Source organism: Mycobacterium sp. (assembly GCF_965229265.1).
Classification (GTDB): Bacteria; Actinomycetota; Actinomycetes; order Mycobacteriales; family Mycobacteriaceae; genus Mycobacterium.
On the sequence record NZ_CBDDIY010000010.1, the window covers coordinates 549476 to 570204 of the forward strand.

20 protein-coding genes are annotated in these 20729 nt (G+C 68.7%); 9 read left to right on the forward strand and 11 right to left on the reverse strand.

Going from position 1 to position 20729, the window contains the following annotated elements:
* Window positions 1-79 precede the first annotated feature (79 nt).
* Window positions 80-1996, forward strand: coding sequence for an ABC transporter ATP-binding protein/permease (locus tag ADBZ9K_RS04770; RefSeq protein ID WP_526618848.1), 1917 nt, complete (start codon window positions 80-82; stop codon window positions 1994-1996).
* A 59-nt stretch (window positions 1997-2055) separates the two neighbouring features.
* The gene (locus tag ADBZ9K_RS04775; protein ID WP_526618850.1) at window positions 2056-3960 is read left to right on the forward strand and encodes an ABC transporter ATP-binding protein/permease; all 1905 of its coding nucleotides are present in this window, start codon (window positions 2056-2058) and stop codon (window positions 3958-3960) included.
* Between the two features lie 23 nt (window positions 3961-3983).
* On the opposite strand, the gene ADBZ9K_RS04780 is transcribed toward ADBZ9K_RS04775, so the two are convergent.
* From ADBZ9K_RS04780 to ADBZ9K_RS04790, 3 genes are read right to left on the reverse strand one after another with little or no spacing between them, the layout of a single operon-like run.
* The gene (locus ADBZ9K_RS04780) at window positions 3984-5450 is read right to left on the reverse strand and encodes an FAD-binding protein (protein ID WP_526618851.1); all 1467 of its coding nucleotides are present in this window, start codon (window positions 5448-5450) and stop codon (window positions 3984-3986) included.
* Window positions 5447-5938: a VOC family protein gene (locus ADBZ9K_RS04785; RefSeq protein WP_526618852.1), complete on the reverse strand. Its 492-nt coding sequence runs from the start codon at window positions 5936-5938 to the stop codon at window positions 5447-5449. The genes ADBZ9K_RS04780 and ADBZ9K_RS04785 overlap by 4 nt, the downstream gene beginning before the upstream one ends.
* A gap of 46 nt (window positions 5939-5984) precedes the next feature.
* The gene (locus ADBZ9K_RS04790; protein WP_526618853.1) at window positions 5985-6677 is read right to left on the reverse strand and encodes a TetR/AcrR family transcriptional regulator; all 693 of its coding nucleotides are present in this window, start codon (window positions 6675-6677) and stop codon (window positions 5985-5987) included.
* Window positions 6678-6778: 101 nt separating this feature from the next.
* Between ADBZ9K_RS04790 and ADBZ9K_RS04795 the strand changes: the two genes are divergently transcribed.
* Window positions 6779-7219: a nitroreductase family deazaflavin-dependent oxidoreductase gene (locus ADBZ9K_RS04795; protein ID WP_526618854.1), complete on the forward strand. Its 441-nt coding sequence runs from the start codon at window positions 6779-6781 to the stop codon at window positions 7217-7219.
* Here the strand turns inward: ADBZ9K_RS04795 and ADBZ9K_RS04800 are convergent.
* The 7 genes from ADBZ9K_RS04800 to ADBZ9K_RS04830 form a co-directional block, all read right to left on the reverse strand.
* Entirely contained in the window at window positions 7216-7920 is a 705-nt protein-coding gene (locus ADBZ9K_RS04800; RefSeq protein WP_526618856.1) for an Rv1815 family serine proteinase, read from the reverse strand. The genes ADBZ9K_RS04795 and ADBZ9K_RS04800 overlap by 4 nt on opposite strands.
* 130 nt (window positions 7921-8050) lie before the next feature.
* Entirely contained in the window at window positions 8051-8638 is a 588-nt protein-coding gene (locus ADBZ9K_RS04805) for a LysM peptidoglycan-binding domain-containing protein (protein ID WP_526618857.1), read from the reverse strand.
* A gap of 124 nt (window positions 8639-8762) precedes the next feature.
* Window positions 8763-10169: an NAD(P)/FAD-dependent oxidoreductase gene (locus tag ADBZ9K_RS04810; RefSeq protein ID WP_526618858.1), complete on the reverse strand. Its 1407-nt coding sequence runs from the start codon at window positions 10167-10169 to the stop codon at window positions 8763-8765.
* 28 nt (window positions 10170-10197) lie between these two features.
* Window positions 10198-11334: a cation:proton antiporter gene (locus tag ADBZ9K_RS04815; protein ID WP_526618860.1), complete on the reverse strand. Its 1137-nt coding sequence runs from the start codon at window positions 11332-11334 to the stop codon at window positions 10198-10200.
* A 4-nt stretch (window positions 11335-11338) separates the two neighbouring features.
* Complete coding sequence (locus ADBZ9K_RS04820; protein WP_526620734.1) at window positions 11339-11821, reverse strand: cation:proton antiporter regulatory subunit; 483 nt, start codon at window positions 11819-11821, stop codon at window positions 11339-11341.
* Window positions 11822-11854: 33 nt separating this feature from the next.
* Window positions 11855-12778, reverse strand: coding sequence for a sterol desaturase family protein (locus ADBZ9K_RS04825; protein ID WP_526618861.1), 924 nt, complete (start codon window positions 12776-12778; stop codon window positions 11855-11857).
* Window positions 12779-12848: 70 nt separating this feature from the next.
* Window positions 12849-14393 carry a carboxylesterase/lipase family protein gene (locus ADBZ9K_RS04830; protein ID WP_526618862.1) on the reverse strand — a complete coding sequence of 515 codons (1545 nt, stop codon included), beginning with the start codon at window positions 14391-14393 and terminating at the stop codon, window positions 12849-12851.
* A 197-nt stretch (window positions 14394-14590) separates the two neighbouring features.
* Between ADBZ9K_RS04830 and ADBZ9K_RS04835 the strand changes: the two genes are divergently transcribed.
* Window positions 14591-14932, forward strand: coding sequence for a DMT family transporter (locus ADBZ9K_RS04835; RefSeq protein WP_526618863.1), 342 nt, complete (start codon window positions 14591-14593; stop codon window positions 14930-14932).
* A 2-nt stretch (window positions 14933-14934) separates the two neighbouring features.
* Window positions 14935-15258, forward strand: a complete 324-nt coding sequence (locus ADBZ9K_RS04840) for a DMT family transporter (RefSeq protein WP_526620736.1) — start codon at window positions 14935-14937, stop codon at window positions 15256-15258.
* On the opposite strand, the gene ADBZ9K_RS04845 is transcribed toward ADBZ9K_RS04840, so the two are convergent.
* A complete protein-coding gene (locus ADBZ9K_RS04845; protein ID WP_526618864.1) occupies window positions 15227-16420 on the reverse strand; it encodes an MFS transporter in 1194 nt (397 codons plus the stop codon). The two genes, ADBZ9K_RS04840 and ADBZ9K_RS04845, sit on opposite strands and share 32 nt — an antisense overlap.
* 96 nt (window positions 16421-16516) lie before the next feature.
* On the opposite strand from ADBZ9K_RS04845, the gene malQ reads away from it, so the two are divergent.
* Genes malQ through ADBZ9K_RS04865 form a run of 4 tightly spaced genes read left to right on the forward strand, consistent with a single transcriptional unit; the run spans window position 16517 to window position 20502 of the window.
* Window positions 16517-18655: a 4-alpha-glucanotransferase gene (malQ, locus tag ADBZ9K_RS04850; RefSeq protein ID WP_526618866.1), complete on the forward strand. Its 2139-nt coding sequence runs from the start codon at window positions 16517-16519 to the stop codon at window positions 18653-18655.
* A gap of 3 nt (window positions 18656-18658) precedes the next feature.
* A complete protein-coding gene (locus tag ADBZ9K_RS04855; protein ID WP_526618868.1) occupies window positions 18659-19159 on the forward strand; it encodes an NUDIX hydrolase in 501 nt (166 codons plus the stop codon).
* Window positions 19160-19168: 9 nt separating this feature from the next.
* Window positions 19169-20050 carry an LLM class F420-dependent oxidoreductase gene (locus ADBZ9K_RS04860; protein WP_526618869.1) on the forward strand — a complete coding sequence of 294 codons (882 nt, stop codon included), beginning with the start codon at window positions 19169-19171 and terminating at the stop codon, window positions 20048-20050.
* Window positions 20047-20502 (forward strand): nuclear transport factor 2 family protein, encoded by a 456-nt coding sequence (locus tag ADBZ9K_RS04865; RefSeq protein WP_526618870.1) that lies wholly within the window; start codon window positions 20047-20049, stop codon window positions 20500-20502. The genes ADBZ9K_RS04860 and ADBZ9K_RS04865 overlap by 4 nt, the downstream gene beginning before the upstream one ends.
* Window positions 20503-20729: the final 227 nt, after the last annotated feature.

The window sequence follows — 20729 nt, forward strand, 5'->3', positions numbered from 1 at the left end:
CCGGGCAGCAAGGGTAGGTTCGCCGGGAAAGCCACCGGATCGGTCGTCGTCTGCGACGCCGCCGCACGAGGAGAACGCGTTGGAGAAGTTCAAGCCGTCCATGGACTGGGGACACGAGCTCGTCCCGTCCCTGATCTGGATTTCCAAGGCGTGGGCGATCAGTGCCGTCGTAAGCCTGGTGGTGCTGGTTCTGCTGGCCCGCTACACGGTGTGGGGCCGCCAGTACTGGCGGATCACCAGCGACTATTTCCGGGGCCGGGCCAGCATCAAGGTGTGGGTGTGGATCGGTGTGCTGTTGCTGTCGACGATCATCTCGGTGCGCATCGACGTGCTGCTGAGCTACTACAGCAACGACCTGTTCACGGCGCTGCAGGTGGCGTTCCAGGGTGCGGGCGGCGGGAACGCCGAGGTCCGGGACTCCGGTGTGCGGGGCTTCTGGACGGCGCTGATCATCTTCGGCATCCTGGCGACGATCTACATCAGCACGGCGATGCTCGACATCTACCTGACCCAGCGTTTCATCATCCGCTGGCGGGTGTGGCTCACCGACCGGCTCACCTGCGACTGGCTCGACGATCACGCCTATTACCGCACCCGGTTCACCGACAGTGACATCGACAACCCCGACCAGCGCATCCAGCAGGACATCGACATCTTCACCACCGGTGTGGGCGCCTCGCCCAACCAGCCGATGATCGGCAGCTCGAACATGTTGCTGTTCGGCGCCATCAACTCGTTGGTGACCGTCATTTCGTTCACCGTGATCCTGTGGAACCTCTCCGGTCCGCTGACCTTTGCCGGCATCACCTTGAACCACGCCCTGTTCTGGGTGGTGCTGATCTACGTCACCTTCGCGACGATCATCGCGTTCTGGATCGGCCATCCGCTGATCCGGCTGAGTTTCCGCAACGAGCTCACCAACGCCGTCTTCCGCTATGCCCTGGTGCGGCTGCGTGACGCGGCCGAGGCGGTCGGGTTCTACCGCGGCGAGGATGCCGAGCGTGGACTGCTGCGCGCCAAGTTCGCCGAAATCATCGCCAACTACCGCCGGTATGTGAACCGCACGATCGCCCTGACCGGGTGGAACCTGTCGATGAGCCAGATCATCAACCCGCTGCCGCTGGTCATCCAGGCGCCGCGGCTGTTCGCCGGCCAGATCGACCTTGGCGACGTCACGCAGTCCTCCAGCGCATTCGGCAGCATCCACAACTCACTGTCGTTCTTCCGTAACTCCTATGACTCGTTCGCCAGCTACCGCGCCGCGATCATCCGCCTGCACGGGCTGGTGGAGACCAACGCCGAGGCCCGCGAACTTCCCAAGCTGACCACCATCGCCACCCATGACGGTTCGGTCGAGCTCAAGCAGGTGGAGGTGCGCACGCCCAGCGGCAGTCAACTGGTCGACCCGCTCGACCTGCGCCTGGAGCCGGGCGAGACGCTGGTGATCACCGGGCCGTCGGGCGCGGGCAAGACCACCCTGCTGCGCAGCCTCGCCCAGTTGTGGCCCTACACCTCGGGCACATTGTGCCGCCCGCTGGAGGACCACGCCACAATGTTCCTGTCCCAGATGCCCTACGTGCCGCTGGGCGACCTGCGCACGGTGGTGTCCTACCCGGCGAACTCCGGCGAGATCCCCGACGAGGACGTCCAGCGCGCGTTGGCCCAGGTGGCGTTGTCGCACCTGACCATCCGGATCAACGAGGTCCAGGACTGGGCCAAGGTGCTCTCCCCGGGCGAGCAGCAACGCATCGCGTTCGCCAGGGTGCTGTTGACCAAACCCAAGGCGGTCTTCCTCGACGAGTCGACCTCCGCGCTCGACGAGGGTCTCGAGTTCGCCCTCTATGACCTGGTCCGTACCGAGTTGCCGAACACCATCCTGGTCAGCGTCAGCCACCGCAGCACCGTCGAGCAGCACCACGGCAAGCACCTGGAATTGCTGGGCGAGGGCGAGTGGCGGCTGGGCCTGGTCGAGGGGAACGAGCCCGCACCGGTCTGATCGACCGCGCGGTCGGGTAATCGAGCCCGCCCGCAACGGGTTGCTGAAATGCTCGGCCCGTGGAGATGTACAAGCCCTCCCTGGACTGGAGCAATGAGATCCCGCTCTCGCTGCTGTGGGTAGCCAAGGCGTGGTCCATCAGCGCGGTGCTGTCGCTGCTCGCGTTGGTCCTGCTGGCCCGCTACACCACCTGGGGCCGCCAGTTCTGGCGTATCACCGGCGGGTACTTCCGCGGGCGCTCCAGCGTGGCGGTCTGGGCGTGGCTGGGCGTGCTGCTGTTCTCGACGATGGTCGCAGTACGCCTCGACGTGCTGCTCAGCTACTACAGCAATGACCTGTACTCCTCGCTGCAGGTGGCTTTCGAAGGCGCGGGGGCCGGCAACGACGCGGTGCGCGACTCCGGGGTGCGCGGCTTCTGGCTCGCCATCCTCACTTTCGCGCTGATCGCGGGCGTCTACATCAGCCGCCAGATCATCGATATCTATCTGATGCAGCGCTTCATCATTCGGTGGCGGGTGTGGCTGACCGACCGGCTGACCGGGGACTGGCTCGGCGAACAGGCCTACTATCGCGGCCGGTTCATCGACACCCCGATCGACAACCCCGACCAGCGCATCCAGATGGACATTGACATCCTGACCACCTGCACCGGGCCGGAGACCAATTCACCCACCGTCGGCACCTCGACGACGCTGTTGTTCGGGGCGATCAACTCGCTGGTGTCGGTGGTGTCGTTCACCCCGATCCTGTGGGGCCTGTCGGGTCCGCTGACCTTCTTCGGCCTCACCCTGGGTCATGCCCTGTTCTGGCTGGTGCTGGGCTACGTCGCGATTGCCACCGTGGTCGCGTTCTGGATCGGAAAGCCGTTGATCCTGTTGAGCTTCCGCAATGAGCTGACCAACGCCGCCTTCCGTTACGCGCTGATCCGGTTGCGCGACGCGGCCGAAGCGATCGGCTTCTATCGCGGAGAGCGCGCCGAACGCGGGATCTTGGCGTCGCGGTTCGCAGCGATCATCGCCAACTATCGCGCGTTCGTGGTCCGCAGCCTCTACCTGCTGGGCTGGAATCAGACGATGAGCCAAGTCATTACGCCGCTGCCGCTGGTGGTCCAGGCGCCGCGATTGTTCGCCGGGCAGATCAGCTTCGGTGACGTGACCCAGTCCTCGAGCGCGTTCCTCAACATCCACGACTCGCTGGCCTTCTTCCGCAGTGTGTACGACTCGTTCGCGGCCTACCGCGCCACCATCATTCGCCTCGACGGACTGGTCGACGCCAACGAGAAGGCCAGGGCGCTACCCCGACTGGCGACCGAGCACAGCCGCGACGGCGCGGTCGAGTTACGCGATGTCGAGGTTCGCCGACCCGACGGCGAGCACCTGATCGACGGACTGAACCTGCGGCTGGAACCGGGTGAGGCACTGGTGATCACCGGGCCGTCGGGATGCGGGCGGACCACCCTGTTACGCAGCATCGCCCGGCTGTGGCCGTACAGCTCGGGCACCGTGCGCCGGCCCGACGGTGGCGCCATGTTCTTGTGCCAGGTGCCCTACGTCCCGCTCGGCGATCTGCGCGCGGTGCTGTCCTACCCAGCGGTCGAATCGACCGTCCCTGACTCCGAACTCTCCGCCGCGCTCGATGACGTGGCGCTGGGCCACCTGGGCGGCCGGCTCGGCGAGGTGGCCGACTGGTCCACGGTCCTCTCGCCGGGCGAGCAGCAGCGCATCGCGTTCGCCCGGGTACTGCTCGCCAAACCCCGTGCGGTGTTCCTCGACGAGTCCACCTCGGCGGTCGACGAAGGCCAGGAGTACGCGCTCTATCGTCTGCTGCGCACCCGGCTACCGGAGTGCATCGTCGTCTCCGTCACCCACCGCAGCACCGTCGAGCAACACCACGACCACCATCTGCGCCTCCTCGGCGGCGGCCGCTGGGAGCTGGACCTGCCGCCCCAGCCCGTCAGCAGTTAGCCTGCCGCACAACCGGTTTGGCGTCAGTGCGCCTTGGCTGCCGCCGCCGCATGCGCGCCGGCCCGCCGGCCGAAGAACGACCCCTCCCCCAGCTGCGTGCCACTGGAGTAACCCTTGCCGTCCTGGGCGATGTTGGACGCGCAGGCCCCCGCCGCGTACAGGCCCGGGATGACGCTGCCGTCCTCGCGCAGCACCTCCCCGTCGACGTCGGTGGCCAGACCGCCGACCGTGAAGCCCGAGTACATCGCCTTGCCCAGCGTCAGGTCGAAGGCACCCCACGGCCCCTTGTCCTGCGGGGCAAGGAATTCCGGCTGCTTGTGGAAATCGGGGTCCTCACCGTTGGCGGCGTACTCGTTGTAGCGATTCAGCGTCGCGACGAGGTTGCCCGCCGGGATGCCCAGTCCGGCCTCCATCTCCTCGACGGTCTCCCACCCGTCGATGAAGGTGATCAGCGGAAACTCCGGGCGCTGCATGTGGTCTTCGTCGACGATCAGGTATGCCGCACTGTCGGGCTGGTCCATCACGTATCCGGATGTGCGGGAGTGGTAGCCGTCCTCGGCGACGAATCGCTGACCCAGTTTGTTGACGATGATGCCCGTCAGCAGGATCGAGGGCGGGTAGACCGGTGCGGTGATGAACGCCTGATCCATGTGTTTGGTTGCGCCCCCGACGGATTCGCCCAGCCGGATGCCCAGCCCGTCGTCGTAGGTGTTGCCCAGCACGAACGGTTTCTCGGCGAGCTTCGGGGTGAATTCGGCCACCATGTCGGGGTTCATCACGAATCCGCCCGCGGCGATCACCACCGCCTTGGCGCGGACCGCGCCGGTCTCGGTGAAGTGCTTCCACGACACCCCGACGACGGCGTCATCGTCGTCGACGATCAGGTTCGTCGCGCCGGTCTCGTAGCGGATCTGCACACCCAATTCGGCGGCCCGCTTGAGCAGCAGGTCGATCACCATGGCCGCGCCCTGGGTGTCGCCGGGCACCGGCACCTTGTGCCCACGCGGGGCCGGCACGGCGATGTTCTTGTACGGCCACACCTTCTCGTTGCCGGTGAACATCAGGCCCTCGGTGTTGGGCTGGATGACGGCTTTCTCCGGGTAGTAGCTGCGTTCGAAGGCGATGCCCAGTTCTTCGAGCCAGTTGAAGTGGTCGACGCTGCCCTCGCAGTAGGCGCGAATCTTGTCGTGTTCGGGTTCGCGGGACATGGCGACGAGGTACTTGTACATCTCCTCGACGCTGTCGCTGTGCCCGGTCGCCTGCTGCACGGCGGTGCCGCCACCGAGGTAGAAGTGCCCGCCCGCCATCGAGGTGGTTCCGCCGGCGACGGCGGCGCGTTCCAGTACCAGGACCCGCGCGCCCGCGGCGGCGGCGGTGACCGCCGCGCACCCGCCGCCGATGCCGAATCCGATCACCACGACGTCGACGTCATCGGACCACGCGGTGACGTCGGAGGACTTGACGGTCGCGGGGATGTCGAGGCCACTCATTGTTGCTCCTGTTTCACATAGTCGAAGAACGTCTGGATCTCGGCGGGGATGTAGGCGATTTCCAGGTAAGGCACCCCGGCCGCGGCGGCGGACAGGTAGGCGAACTGCATGCCGCCGGGCATCGTGCCGCGGGCGACGACCGAGGAGGCCGGGCCGGCGCCCGCGAGGGCGGCCTCGAAGGCGTCGGGATCGGCGGCTTCCACGCAGATGTGGTGCAGGCCGGGACCGCTCTCGGCGAGGAACTCGGTGTAGATGCTGTCCCCGCGTGTCGGGGCAATCAGCTCGAGCTGGGTGTCGCCGGCGTAGCTCAGCGAGATGTCGGCGTGGTAGTCGGCCGGGGCGCCGCGGTGCACGCAGGTGTCGGGCCCGAAATGCACGTCGGGCATGCGGATCCACTTCTTGGCCCCGAGCAGCGTGGTCAGCGCCGCCTCGGTGGCGTCGAGATCGCGGGTGACCCACGCAATCTGGACAGGTGTCTGGCTGGTCATCGGGTTCGAGGATATCCCCGGGCCGCCGGTGTGGCTAGAACGTGTTCTAGTTCGGCTGCCCGGCGGCGAGCAGGTCCACGGCCAGCCGCACCTGATCGTCGAACAGCGCCCGCTTGTCGGTGAAGGTGTCCGCACCGTACTGACCGAATACCTCGAGGCTGATCGCGCCGACGACGACGGCCCACACGGTGGTGCACTTGATCACCAGGGCGTCGTCGCCGGGGAAACCGAACTCCGCGCGCACCCGGGCCAGATCCGCCGACATCGGCTGTGCCACCTGCTGATCGGTCAGGGCGATGTCCCCGGCGGCCACCCCGCCGGCCACCGCGTCGAACAGCGCGCCGACGACGCGGGTGCCCGGCCCGGTGGTCAGCTCGGCCGGTGCGTGATAGCCGGGGACGGGGCTGCCGTACAGCAGCGCCCAGCAGGCCGGCTGACCGAGCGCCCACGATCGCATGGCGTGCGCGATCGCCGTCAGATCGGCCCGCCACCCGCCGCCGGCCTGCTCCCGGCCCCGGTCCACGGCGTCGGCCAGGTTTGAGTAGGCATCCACGAGTAGCAGGGTCAGTAGCTCGTCGCGGCTGGCGACATAGCGGTAGACCGCCGAGGAGACCATGCCCAGGTCGCGGGCGATCGCGCGGACCGACAGTCCGGCCGCCCCCTCGGTGGCCAACTGACGTCGGCCGAGCTCGATGATCTGCGCCTCGATGCGCTGCCGGGTTTCCTGCCGTTTGCCCACCCGCCGAGTCTCGCATGGCCGAGATCACTGCTCTTGATTTTCGACACCCGACCTGCCACGCTCAAAACAAGAGCGGTGCTCTCAACAATTCGAGGAGGAACATGACAATGCGCTACGACCGGCCCACCACCGGCGCGCGAATCGGCAACGCCGTCATTCGGCGCCTGGCCGAGGCCGGAATCAGCATCGCCGGCACCCGCGCGCTGCGGGTGCGCGGCCGCACGTCGGGCGCGATCCGCACGGTGGTGGTCAACGTGCTGCGCGTCGACGGCGTCGACTATCTGGTGTCACCCCGCGGCGACACTCAGTGGGCGCGCAACGCGCGCGCGGCGGGGATGGTTGAACTGGGCCCGCGCTGGCGCCGCACGTCGGTACACCTCACCGAGGTGGCCGACGAGGCCAAGCCCGCGCTGCTGAAGCGGTATCTGGACCGGTGGTACTGGGAGGTCAAGGGGCATATCGCCGGACTCACCCCACACTCCACCGCCGACGAGCTGCGCGCCGCCGGGCCGGGCATCCCGGTCTTCGCGCTGACGCCTTAGTTCTGCTGGGTGCCGGCGGTCTGCTGCGAGGCGGCCACGCTGATCACGCCGGTATCCTCGCGGATCTGCTGGCCGGTGGCCTGCCAGGACACCGCGGCGGGCAGCTGACCCCAGGTGCTGTTGAACAGCCCGATGATGACGGCCTTGTTGTTGTCGGTCAGCATGTAGACCGGGCCGCCGGAATCGCCCTTGCGGCTGATCACACCGTTCTCCATGGTGAACCAGCCGTTGTTGACCCGCTCGATCGAGCCGCAGCTCTCGCCGGTGATCACGCCGAAATGGCACACTGGCTGGCCGGCGGCCAGCGGCGCGGCGGGATCGGCCACCAGCTGGCGGCCGCCGGGCAGGATGTTGTTGACCGCGACATCGGCGGCCAGCCCGATCGTCTCGTAGTCGGAGATCACCTCGTCGGTACGCACCACGGCGCCGTCGGGGGTGTTGTCCCGGGATACCGACACCATGCCGATGTAGTGGCCGTCCTTGTCGGTGACCGGGCCGCTACCCCGGCAGTGCCCGGCCGAGAACGCGATCCGCGCGACGGGATCGACATAACCGAGGGTGCAGACGTTACTGTCTTGGTGGATCTCCATGCCGGGGTAGACGACGACGGCGGGATCTGCCTGCGCGATCGGCGCCAGCGGCGAGCACAGGCCCGCGGCCGCGGCGGCGGCGATGACAAAACCTCGAAGTAAGCGAGTCACCCTACACCCCGATCGGTCGGCGACCCGTCAACGACGCGGTCGCAATAGTGTGTCGACTGTGTATCGGTGTCGATGTCCAATCGTTACCAACGCACTATTGCGTACCCGCGCCGTCGCCGCAGGACTCCGATCAGGGGATGGTGACGACCTGCCCCGGGTGGATCAGATCCGGGTTGTCGATGCCGCTGGCGGCCGCGATCTCTGGGTAACGGTTGCCGTCGCCGTAGAACCGTTCGGCGATCGCCCAGAGGGTGTCACCCGAGACCACGGTGTAGGTGCGCGGTGCCGGCGGGGGCGGCGGTGGCGGCGGAGCCGGCTCTTCGGCGGCCGCCGGAGCGACCTCGACCACCTCTTCTTCGACGACCTCCTCGACGGGCGGCGGGGCGTCGGTCTCGGTGCGTGACGACCAGGCCGGCCCGTCGGCGGCGTAGAGCACCACGTTGCGGTCATCCTGCACCACGAGTTTGACGTTCTTCTTGCCCTTGGTGTCGGAATGCCAGATCGGCTTGTCCGCGGTGTAGATGACGAAATTGCCGTCCGTCTGGACCTCGGCGCGCACCACGTTCTGGCCATTGGTGCCGCTGGCCCACACCGCATCCCCGCGTGCGGCGAGGACGAGGTTGCCGTCCTCCTGCAGTGTCAGGGTGTAGGCCCCGTTGTTGGACGTGAGCGAGTCGCCCAGCCCCAGTTTCTGTCCTTCGGTAAGTGTGTCTCCCATGACTTCCTCCTAATTGACGCACGCGTCATACGCCCGCGTCGCCGAGCCTAATCAGGAAGGGCAGCCCCCGGAGGGGTTGTGGTGAACACGTAAGGAACATTCGGGTGACCCCGAACCGAACAGGTCAGGAATCGAATCCGAGGCCCAGGCGATCCAGGGTTTTCAGGAAGATGTTGCGCCGCCCGGCGTTGTGGTCGGCCCGGTCCAGTGACCACCGGGTGGTCTGGATACCGATGGAGGCGATCGGTTCGGGCGGGAAGGGCAACGGCTTGCGGTTGACCATCTCCAGTTCGGTGCGCTCGGTGGGATGGCCGGTCAGCAGATCGAGGCAGACGTCGGCGGCGAACCGCGCTGCCCCCACACCCAGGCCGGTGAACCCGTTGACATAGGCGATGCGGCCGCGGCCGGCCAGCCCCCAGTGCGCACAGAAGCGGGTGTTGGTGTCGATCGCACCGGCCCACCGATGACTGAATCGCACGTCGTCGAGTTGCGGGAAGGTGATAAAGAAATGCGCCGCGAGCCTGCGGTAGGTCTCGGGCCGGTCCTCATACATCGGGTCGACGCGCCGTCCGTAGTGGTAGACCGCGTCATAGCCGCCCCAGACGATCCGGTTGTCGGCCGACAGCCGGTAGTAGTGGAACTGGTTGCCGCTGTCGCCGATGCCCGGCCGGGAGCGCCACCCGATCCGGTCCAGTTGTGCCTCGGTGAGAGGTTCGGTGGCCAGCACGTAGTCGTACACCGGCACGGTGTGCAGCCGGTTGCGCTTGAGCAGGCTGGGAAAGACGTTGGTGGCCAGGACAACCTGATCCGCGTCGATCACGCCCGCGGCGGTGCCGACCTGCACACCGGCGCGCTGGCGGTCGACCGACACCGCCGCGGTGTGCTCGAAGATCTGCACACCGGCCTCGGCGCAGGCCCGGGCCAGCTCGAAGACCAGCCGCGCGGGATGCACGATCGCGCAGGTGTCCGGCGCGAACAGTCCGGCCAGATAGGTCGGCGAGGCCACCTCGTCGCGCACCGCCGTCTGATCGAGGAACCGGCCGTGCCCGTCCTCGGCGCCGTCGCGCAACCAGTCGACTTGATGCGGTTCGGTGGCGACGGACAGCATGCCGGTGCGTTCCCAGTCCACCTTCATGCCGTGCTTGTCGATATCGGCTTGCATACCGTCGAGATTGGCCAGACCGAGCCGCTCGAGCTGGTCGAACTCGGTCGGCCAGCGGGATTTCCCGTTCTCCGCGCCGTGGGTGATGCTGGCCTCGACGAATCCGCCGTTGCGGCCCGAGGCCGCCCAGCCGACGCGCTCGGCCTCGATGAGCACCACCCGCGCGCCCGGGTTGCGTTCGATCGCGTGCAGCGCGGTCCACAGGCCCGCATAGCCGCCGCCGACCACCAACAGGTCGCAACTGATGCCGCCGGTCAGCGGCGGGTACTCGGGCCGGGGGATGTCCAGCCACATCGATCCGAAGGAGGCGCGCGCCAGCGCCCGTGCGATCAGATCAGGGTTGACGCTGCGGTCGAAAACGGTCTGCACCCCAGCATGGTGCCACGAGCGGGCCGCACTACCTCGCGAACCGCGTGAGCAGCGGCCCGATGATCGCCAACACGAACACATACGGGGTGGCGACCGAGCCGATCACGGTGGCCACCCCGGCCGTGCTCGCGCCGGCCAATCCGATGATGACCAGCGAGAACTCGCCGCGGGCGATCAGCGCGGTGCCGGCGCGCAGCTGACCTGGCCGGGCCACCCCGTCCCGGCGGGCCGCGTAGACGCCGGTGGCGATCTTGGTGGCGGCCGTGACGACGGCCAGCGCGAGCGCCACCGGCAGCATCGGCACCAGGTCGGCGGGGTCCACCGCCAACCCGATGGCCACGAAGAACACCGCCGCGAACAGATCGCGCAGCGGGGTCAGTACGGCGCGGGCGCGATCGGCGGTCTCCCCCGTCAGCGTCAGCCCGACCAGGAACGCGCCGACGGCTGCCGACGCGTGCAGATGCTCGGCGACGGCGGCCACGATCAGCGTGAGCCCGAGGATGCGCAGCAGCAACTGCTCGTCATCCGGGTGCGAGATGAGCCGCCCCACGTGGTGGCCCCACCGGTAGGAGGCCGCGAACGCCGCGCCGAGGGCGCATATCGCCACGACCATCCACAGCAGGGCCTGCCACCAGGTGCCGCCGGCGACCAGCACGGCCAGCAGCGGCAGATAGGCCGCCATCGCAAAATCTTCGAGGACCAGCACCGAGAGCACCGCGGGGGTCTCCCGGTTACCGAGTCGGCCCAGGTCGTTGAGCAGCCGGGCGATCACCCCGGACGAGGAGATGAAGGTGATGCCGGCCATCGCCAGGATGCCGACGACGTTCAGGTGCAGCAGCCAGCCGGCGATCGCCCCAGGGGCGGCGTTGAGAACCAGGTCCACTCCGGCCGAGGGCAGGTGGCGTCGCATGCTGGCGGCGAACTCGCCGATCGAGAACTCCAGACCCAGGGTGAGCAGCAGCAACACGACGCCGATCGAGGCGCCGGTCGACACGAACTCCCCCGCCGCGGGCACCGGCGCGATACCGCCGTTGCCCAGCGCCAGCCCAGCCAGCAGGTACAGCGGGATCGGCGATAGCGCGAACCGGCGGGCCACCGAACCCAGAATGGTCAAGACGGTGAGGATGACGCCGAGTTCGAGGAGCAGCGCCACCGACACGGCCACGGCGTCAGCCTTGGTCGACGATGCGCCGGACTCTGGAGATACCGTCCGCGGTGCCGATCACCACGAGCACGTCGCCGGCGTGCAGCACCGCGTCGGGTCCGGGTGAGGCCAGCACCTCCTCGTCGCGCACGATCGCGACGATCGAGGCCCCGGTGCGGGTCCGCGCTTTGGTCTCGCCCAACGGCCGGTCGACGAACGGCGACGCCGAGACGATCTCCACCTGGCCGGCGTCGAGGCCGGGCACTTCTTTGGTCAGGTCGGCGAAGCGTTCCACCATCCGCGGTGCACCGAGGATCTGGGCCAGGGCGTCGGCTTCCTCGTCGGTCAGCCGGAACACCGGCCGAGCCTGATCGGGGTCGGCGGCGGCGTAGACGACGACTTCGAAATCACCGCCCCGGCGGGCGATCACACCGATTCGATTGCCGTCGGCGTTGTCGAACTCGTACCGCAGCCCAACGCCGGGGAGCAGGACTTCCTTGACCTCCATGAACTCCATCCTCGGTGACGGCACCGATTTCGACTACCCCTGCGCAGCGGCAGTCTGGCGAGCCGCCCCGGCGGGCTGCCAGCCCGGCGGACCGAAGATGTATCCCAGCCGGTCCCGCCAGCGGGCGGCCGAGCGCACATCGCGGGCGATCGCCACGTATTCGTGGGTTTCCAGCTTCCAGATGTTGAACGTGTTCACCGGTTTGGTCAGCCCGTAGTGCGGGCGGAACAGTTCGGGCTGGAACGACCCGAACAGGCGATCCCACACGATGAGGATGCCGCCGTAATTCTTGTCCAGATACTCGGGATCCATGCCGTGGTGCACCCGGTGGTGCGACGGCGTGTTGAAGATGAACTCGAATGGCCGCGGCAGTGTGCCGATCCGCTCGGTGTGGATCCAGAACTGGTAGATCAGGCTGATCGAGAAGCTGGTGAACACCATCCACGGCGGAACACCCAACAGCGGCAACGGCATCCACATGATGATCTCGCCGGAGTTGTTCCACTTCTGGCGCAACGCGGTCGCGAAGTTGAAGTAGCGGCTGGAGTGGTGGGCCTGATGGGTGGCCCAGATCAGCCGGACCCGGTGGGCGATGCGGTGGTAGAAGTAGAACAGCACGTCCACCCCGACAATGGCGATCACCCACGTGTACCACTGGGTGGCAGACAGGTGCCACGGGGCAACGTAGGCGTACAGGGCGGCATAGCCGAGCAGGGCCAGGAACTTCCAGACGCCCATCGTCGCCACCGAGACCAGGCCCATCGAGATCGACGCCCGCGCGTCGCGGGCCAGGTACGCCCCGGAGGCGGGCCGGTCCTCTGCGTCGACCAGCCGTTCCAGCTTGCGTGCGGCCGTCCACTCGATGGTCAGCAGCAGCACGAAGAACGGGATCGCGAACAACACCGGCTCGCGCATCGGCGGCGGGAGAACGGACAGCAGTTCTCCGATTCGGTCCACTTTGACACCTCCCGCGGGCGAGTGTAGCTCGATCCGGGGGCCTTGTTAGACACGGCGTCAAGAACGTCGCTCAGCGGAAGCTGAGCACCTGATCACCCCAGGCCAGCCGAACCTGACGGTCCAGGTCGTCGACGAGTTCGTCGGCCCCGTCGATGACGAGGGTGGCCCGGCTGTCGGTGCGGAACGGCGTCCACTGCGGCTCGCCGTCGGGCCCGGTCGGTGTCGCGGTGGCCGCGAAGTTGGTCCAGCGGGTGCGCATCCGGTGCGACAGCGCCTCGCCGGTCTTCAGTCCGCCGAGCTTGAAGGTGACATCGCGCGCGCCGGACACCAGGTTGCCCCACACGTAGATCAACTCGGTCGCGTGCGCGGCACCGAGCCGGATCAGCTTGAACACCGGTGTCGCCCAGTCGAACCGGTACAGGTAGACCGGCGCCACGGCGCTGTGCCCCTCGGCGAACCACACCGTGGGCATCCGGAAGCCGACGTCGCTGGCCACCCCCAGGCTGCGGGTGCGGGCCCGCCGGGCCGGGTACGCCGAGCCGATCTGCTCCTCGGTGGGAATCTGCAGACCCGGCTGGTCGTCGGCGATCTCCTCGAACATGGTGCGAATTGCCTTGGGCGCGATGGGCATCAGCGGTGAGCGCATGAACCGGAACAGCGCCGCCTCGTCCTTGTTGGTGCCGATCAGCAGCGGCACCGGATGGGTCTTGCCGGCCCGAGCGATCGTCACCGGATAGTCCGGGACCAGGTCCCCGTCGACGGTCGGCGCGAACGCGAGCCGACCGGGAGTGGCCGTCGGCACGTGGTCGAACGCGTGCGCCGAGGCGTCGACGAGGGCGTCGACCGGGGCGCGGTGGGCTTCCTGCGCGGTCATCCCGAGCCGTTGCAGCACCAGGTCGGCGACCGCGGCTCCCCGGCTGCGGTCGTAGACCGATGTGGCCGGCGAACTCTGGGCGATGGCGCGGGAGAACAACCCCGCCGCCTCGGGCACGGCCAGCAGGGTGGTCACGATCCCGGCGCCGGCCGATTCGCCGAACAACGTCACCCGGTCCGGGTCGCCGCCGAAACCGGCGATGTTGTCGCGGACCCAGCGCAGCGCGGCCAGCACGTCGCGCAGCGCGACGTTGCTGTCGAACCCCGACGCCGACAGGTCCAGGAAGCCCAGCGCGCCGAGCCGGTAATTGATCGTGACGACAACGACGTCGGACCCGCTGGCCAGCACCGTCCCGTCGTAGAGCGGCTGGCTACCGGACCCGAAGATGTAAGCCCCGCCGTGCACCCACACCATCACCGGCTTGGCGGCGTCGGCCGACGCGCCCGACGGCGCCCACACATTGAGGAACAGGCAGTCCTCGTCGGCGCGGGTGCCCAGCCCCATCGGGATGGGACTGCGCGGTTGCGGGCTGACCGGGCCGAACGTGGTGGCGTCGACGACGTCGGTCCAGGGCTGCGGTGGTTGGGGCGCACGCCAACGCAGCTCCCCGACCGGCGCGGCGGCGTAGCGGACGCCCTTCCACGTCTTGACCAGGCCGTCGTCGCTGCCGCGCAGTGGCCCGTAACCGGTCTGCACCACGGGTCGGTCCACAACCGGCCGAATGTTCGCATCCGCTGTCATCGTTCTCCTCGCTCCTGCCCGCCCGCGACGCGCGGAATCGGCGAATAAGACACCACCCGTCCACGTTACCGACGGGTAGTGGTTGCGACCGCTGCTGTTGGGGTCTTCCCGCTCACCCGGCCGGCCAGGTATGAGCGCAGCCACATCGGCACCCCGGGCTATTCTGGCCGGGCTGTTCTCAGCGACGGAGGTGGCGGGTGCGGAGGTGGGCTCTGCTGCTGGCTGCCATCGGCACCGAGATCAGCGGCACCTTGTCCTTGCGCGCGGCCCAGGATCACTCGGCGTGGCTGGTCGTCGTGGTTGTGGGCTACGTGTCCTCGTTCTACTTCCTCACCATGGTGTTGCGGGCCGGTATGCCGGTCGGGGTGGCCTACGGAATCTGGGGTGCGTTGGGAACGGCGGCGACGGCGGTGCTGGCGGCGCTGATCTTCGGCGACCCGTTCACCACGCCGATCATCGCCGGTATCGGGCTGATCATCGCCGGGGTGCTGATGGTCGAGTTCGGATCGCGGCACCCGGCCGGCGAGGAGACCCCCTGATGATGTGGCTGACGCTGGCCGGCGCGATCCTCATCGAGGTGTTCGCCACCATGTCGCTGCGCGCCTCGGACGGCTTCCGCAAGAAGATCTGGATCGCGCCCGTCGTGATCGGCTACGTCGCGGCGTTCACCCTGTTGTCGGTCACCCTGTCGCTGGGCATGCCCGTCGGCGTCGCCTACGGCGTGTGGTCGGCGGCCGGAGTGGCCCTGGTGGCGGTCATCGCGCGAGTGCTGTTCGCCGAGCCGCTGACCCCGATGATGGTCGGCGGCATCGCGCTGATCATCGCCGGTGTGCTCACGATCGAGCTGTCGGGTGCCGTGGGCTGAGGACCCGGGCCAGCACCACTGCCGCCAGGCCCGCGATCGGCACGCTCAGCAGCCCCGCCCGCAGTGACACCCCGTCGGCGATCGCGCCGACGGCGATGGGTGAGGACAGGAATCCGACCCGCATCAGCCAGGTCAGCACCGTCAGGCCGGTACCGGCTCGAAGTCCGGGCAGTTCGTCGGCGGCGTGCATCGCCGCCGGCACCAGGGTGGCCGAGCCCAGCCCCGCCGCGGCGAACCCCGCGATGGTGCCGGGGATGCTCGGGAACGCCAGCGCAAGGCCCATCCCGAGCACGATGGTCAGGCCGCCGGTCCGGGCCACCGCCCGCTGACCGAACCGGTCGACCATGCGGTCGCCGAGCAGCCGGCCGATGAACTGGAACCCGACCACCGCCACGTATCCCAGCGCGGCGACCGCGGCCGGGGCGGCCAGCGAATCGTGCAGGTACAGGGTGGCCCACGAACTGCCCGCATCCTCGATGACCGCACCGGCGATCGCGATCGCGATCAGCGCCGCCAGCACCAGGTAGACGGCGCGTCCCGCCCTCGGCACGACACCGTCGGCCGTGCGCTGGTCGGCCCCGCCGTGGTCCGGTCCGGGCAGCAGGTAGCGGTAACCGACGAGGCAGACCACGCTGAACACCACGCCGGAGGCCGACAACTGCACCGCCCGCGGGATGCCGAGATAGATCGCGCCCGCTCCGATCAGCCCGCCCAGGACCGCGCCCGATGACCAGACGGCGTGCAGGGAATTGATGATGAACCGGCCGTAGTGACGCTGGACCCGCAGCCCGTGCACGTTCTGCGCGACGTCGGTCACCGAGTCGGCCGCGCCGGCGAAGAACAGTGCCGCCGCCAGTGTCACCCCGGTGGGAGCCAGGCCGGCGGCGAGGGTGAACACCGCGATCAGCACACTGCCCGCGACGGCGACAACCGAGGACCGGAACCGCCGGATCAGCGCGGCCGCGGTGGGGCCGGTCAGCAACGCCCCCGCCGAGAACGCCGCCACCGCCAAACCGAAAGCGGTATTGGACATTCCGAGCTCGGCTTTGATCTCCGGGTAGCGCGGCAACAGGTTGGCGAACAGCGCGCCGTTGGTCAGGAACAGTCCGGCCGCCGCCACCCGGGCCCGGCGGTTTCGCGCGTCGAGCCCTTCAACGCTCATGTGGGGCCAGGTTACGCGAGCCGAGACGCACGGTCGGACCGCCGTACCCGGGTCCGTACCGCACGCGAATGCGGGGAACCAAGCAAGATGACAGCCATGACACAGCTGGACCCGTCGCTGGCCGAGCTCGCCCACCGATTCGGCGTGGCCACCGAGTACCACGACTGGACGGGGCGATACGTCACCGTCGGCGAGACCACGCTGGTGGCGGTGCTGGCCGGGCTGGGTGTGGAGGCCGGCACCGAGGAGGGTCGCGCTGCCGCACTGGCCGACATCGATCGCCGGTACTGGTCGCGGTCGCTGCCGCCCACGATCGTCGGTCGCTCCGACGCCGAGACGTCGTTCTGGGTGCATGTTACCCACGGCGACCCGGCGCATGTCTGGGTGCGGCTCGAGGACGGCACGGTGCGCACCGGCATGCGCCAGGCCGACAACTTCACCCCGCCGTTCGAACTCGACGGCAGGTTGGTGGGTGAGGCCACGTTCGTGCTGCCGGCGGACCTGCCGCTGGGATACCACCGGGTGCACCTGAGCTCCGGGGGCGAGGAGACCAGCACGGCCTTGATCGTCACCCCCGCCTGGCTGGGTTTGCCGCCGCGGCTGGGCGCCCGCCGGCTCTGGGGGGTGGCCACCCAGCTCTACAGTGTGCGGTCCAAGAACTCCTGGGGTATCGGCGATCTCAGCGATCTGGCCGACCTGGCGGTGTGGGCCGGCGCCCGCCACGGGGCCGGCTACGTGCTGGTCAATCCGCTGCATGCGGCGGCGCCGACCGCACCGATGGAGCCCTCCCCCTACCTACCGACGTCCCGGCGGTTCAGTAACCCGCTGTATCTGCGGGTCGAGGCCATCCCCGAGTTCGGCTACCTGCCCAAGCGTGGCCGGGTGTGGAAGTTGCGGGCCGACATCCAGTCCCGGGCCCGCAAGCATGACGGGATCGACCGCGACGGGGTGTGGGCGGCCAAGCGCTCGGCGCTGAAGATGGTTTACCGGGTGCCGCGGTCGGCGGGCCGGCAGCTGGCCTTCGAGGCGTACAAGGAGCGGGAGGGACGCGCGCTCGACGATTTCGCCACCTGGTGCGCGCTGGCCGAGAGGTACGGCGGGAACTGGCACGACTGGCCGGCGGCCGTGCAGCACCCGGCCAACCCGGAGGTGGTGGACTTCGCTGAACGGCACTGCGGGGCGGTCGATTTCCATCGATGGCTGCAGTGGCAACTCGACGATCAGCTGGCCGCCGCGCAGTCGCAGGCGGTGCGCACCGGCATGGCACTGGGCGTCATGCACGACCTGGCGGTCGGGGTACATCCCGACGGTGCCGATGCGTGGGCCTTGCAGGATGTGTTGGCCCGCGGCGTCACCGCGGGTGCGCCACCGGACGAGTTCAATCAGCTCGGCCAGAACTGGTCGCAGCCGCCCTGGCGGCCCGATCAGCTCGAAGAGCTTGGCTACCAACCCTTTCGGGCGCTGATCGCGGCGATCCTGCGACATGCCGGCGGGGTGCGCATCGACCACATCATCGGGCTCTTCCGGCTGTGGTGGATTCCCCGGGGGGCGGCCCCGACCGAGGGCACCTACGTCCGCTACAACCACGACGCGATGATCGGCATCGTGGCCCTGGAGGCCCATCGGGCCGGTGCCGTCGTCGTCGGCGAGGACCTCGGCACGGTGGAGCCGTGGGTGCGTCAGTACCTGCATGCGCGCGGGGTGCTGGGCACCTCCATTCTGTGGTTCGAGCTGGACCGCGACGGCCACGGTGGGCCGCTGGCCGCAGAGCACTGGCGCGAGTTGTGCCTGTCGTCGGTGACCACTCATGACCTGCCGCCAACGCCGGGCTATCTGGCCGGCGAACACGTCCGGTTGCGTCACCAGCTGGGCCTGCTCACCCGCCCGGCCGAGGACGAGCTGGCCGACGATCGCGCCGAGCAGGCGGCCTGGATGGCCGAGTTGCGCCGGGTCGGGCTGCTGGGGGCCGACGCCGACGAAGCCGACGTCATTCTGGGGCTGTATCGGTATCTGGCTCGCACCCCGTCGCGGCTGCTGGCGCTGGCGCTGACCGATGCGGTGGGCGACCGGCGCACCCAGAATCAGCCCGGCACCACCAACGAGTATCCGAACTGGCGGGTTCCGCTGACCGGGCCGGACGGCACCCCGCTGCTGCTGGAGGACGTGCTGACCGATGCCCGGGCGGCGGCGCTGGCCTCGGCGCTGCATGAGGCAACCGCACCCCGGCCGGATTAGGCGATGCCCAAACTTAGCGCCGGGGTGCTGCTGTACCGGGTTTCCGATGGCGTGGTCGAGGTGCTGATCGGTCACCCCGGCGGGCCGTTCTGGGCGCGCAGGGACGACGGCGCCTGGTCGATTCCCAAGGGCGAATACGAACCCGACGACGACCCGTGGGAGGCCGCGCGGCGTGAATTCGCCGAGGAGCTGGGCTATCCGGTGCCGCCGGGTCCGCGCACGGACTTCGATCCGGTGAAGCAGCCCAGCGGCAAGGTGCTGACGGTGTTCGCGGTCGGCGCCGACCTCGACATCGCCGGGGCGCGCAGCAATACCTTCACCCTGGAATGGCCCAGGGGTTCGGGGCGAATGCAGGAGTTCCCCGAGTTGGACCGGGTGGGCTGGTTCCCGGTGGCGCAGGCACGGCGCAAACTGCTGAAGGGCCACGTGGTGTTCCTGGATCTGCTGCTGGCCGAACCTCACCTGGCGGGACTGAGCCAGGGCGATCCTGATCGGGCGGGTTAGCCTCACCCGGTGAAGGTCGCCGTCGTCGCCCCCGTTTCGGCCGGGGTCACCGCCGACCCGGTGTGGATCGCCGGGTTCGCCCGCCATCTCGAGAGTTGCGGTTTCGAGTCGATCGTGGCCGTCGAGCACACGGTGCTCATGACGCGCTACCACAGCGTCTATCCCTATGACGCCTCCGGGCGGGTCGAGCTGGGCGCCGACTGTCCGGTGCCCGATCCGCTGGATATGCTGGCGTTTCTCGCCGGGCAGACCAGCACGCTGGGGCTGGCCACCGGAGTCCTGGTGCTGCCTAACCATCACCCGGTGGTGCTGGCCAAGCGGGCCGCCACCCTCGATGCGTTGTCCGGCGGACGGCTGCGGTTGTGCGTCGGGGTGGGGTGGTTGCGCGAGGAGGTCCAGGCGTGCGGCGCGGATTTCGACAGCCGCGGCCGCCGCGCCGACGAGCAGCTGGCGGTGCTGCGGGCGTTGTGGGCCGACCATCCGGACGGTGTGAGCCATCACGGGGAGTTCTTCGATTTCGACGATGCCATGTGTTATCCGAAACCGATTGCCGGCGAACGTTTACCGGTCCACATCGGTGGGCACAGCCGGGCCGCCGCACGGCGGGCGGGGCGCTTCGGCGACGGCTTCCAACCGCTGGGGGTGGCCGGCGCGCAGCTGGCGGCACTGGTGACCGAGATGCGCGACGCCGCGCAGGAGGCCGGACGCGATCCAGGGGCCCTCGAGTTGTCGCTGGGTCATCTGGTGACCAAGGTCGACGCGGAGCGAGCCGGACGCCTTGCCGAGGCCGGCGCCGGCCGGCTGGTGCTGGCGATGCCGCCGGTCACCGATCTCGAGGAGGCCAAGGACGCGCTGTCGGCGTGTGCGCAGCGGCTCGGGTTGCGGCCGTGAGTCTTTCGCTGGCCGACCGACTGGCGGTATCGGAGCTGGTGCACCGCTACGCCGCCGCTGTGGATGATCGCGACGTCGAGTCGGTGATCGGATTGTTCGCCGCCGACGGCGAGTTGGTGCTACCGGAGCCACCGGATGTCCTGGACCCGGTCCGTTTTCATCGCGGGCCTGCCGCCCTTCGGGAGGCGCTGGGCGCGGCGGCCGGCGCTGGCAGAACGCATCACGCCATCAATTCCGAGGTGTACTCCCCCGGCGCGAATCCCGATGTCGCACAGGGACGTATCGCGGCGACCGCGCATCACTGGAGCAGGAGATCGGACGGGATCGCCGACCTGGTGTGGTATGTGCGCTACGACGACGACTATGCGCGCGTCGGGTCCGGCTGGGTGCTGACACGGCGGGCACTGACCATCGATGCGATCGAGACGCGGGCCGCGCGGCGCCTACGGTAAGCGCGATCCCTCAGGCGGGCAACGTTATCCAACATGCTTGCGATTGAGGTGGGTGAGGCGCTCGACGCGATCGATGCCGCGCTGAGCACCCTGGCCAGCTGGGGCGCGAATAAGAGTGAATCGGCTAGTGTGTCGCGCCTGCCCCTCGTTACTGCGAGGCTGTCGTAATCGTGCTGGTTACTCGCGGACTTTTACGCGCTAACGACAGCCTCGGTGAAGTCATGAAG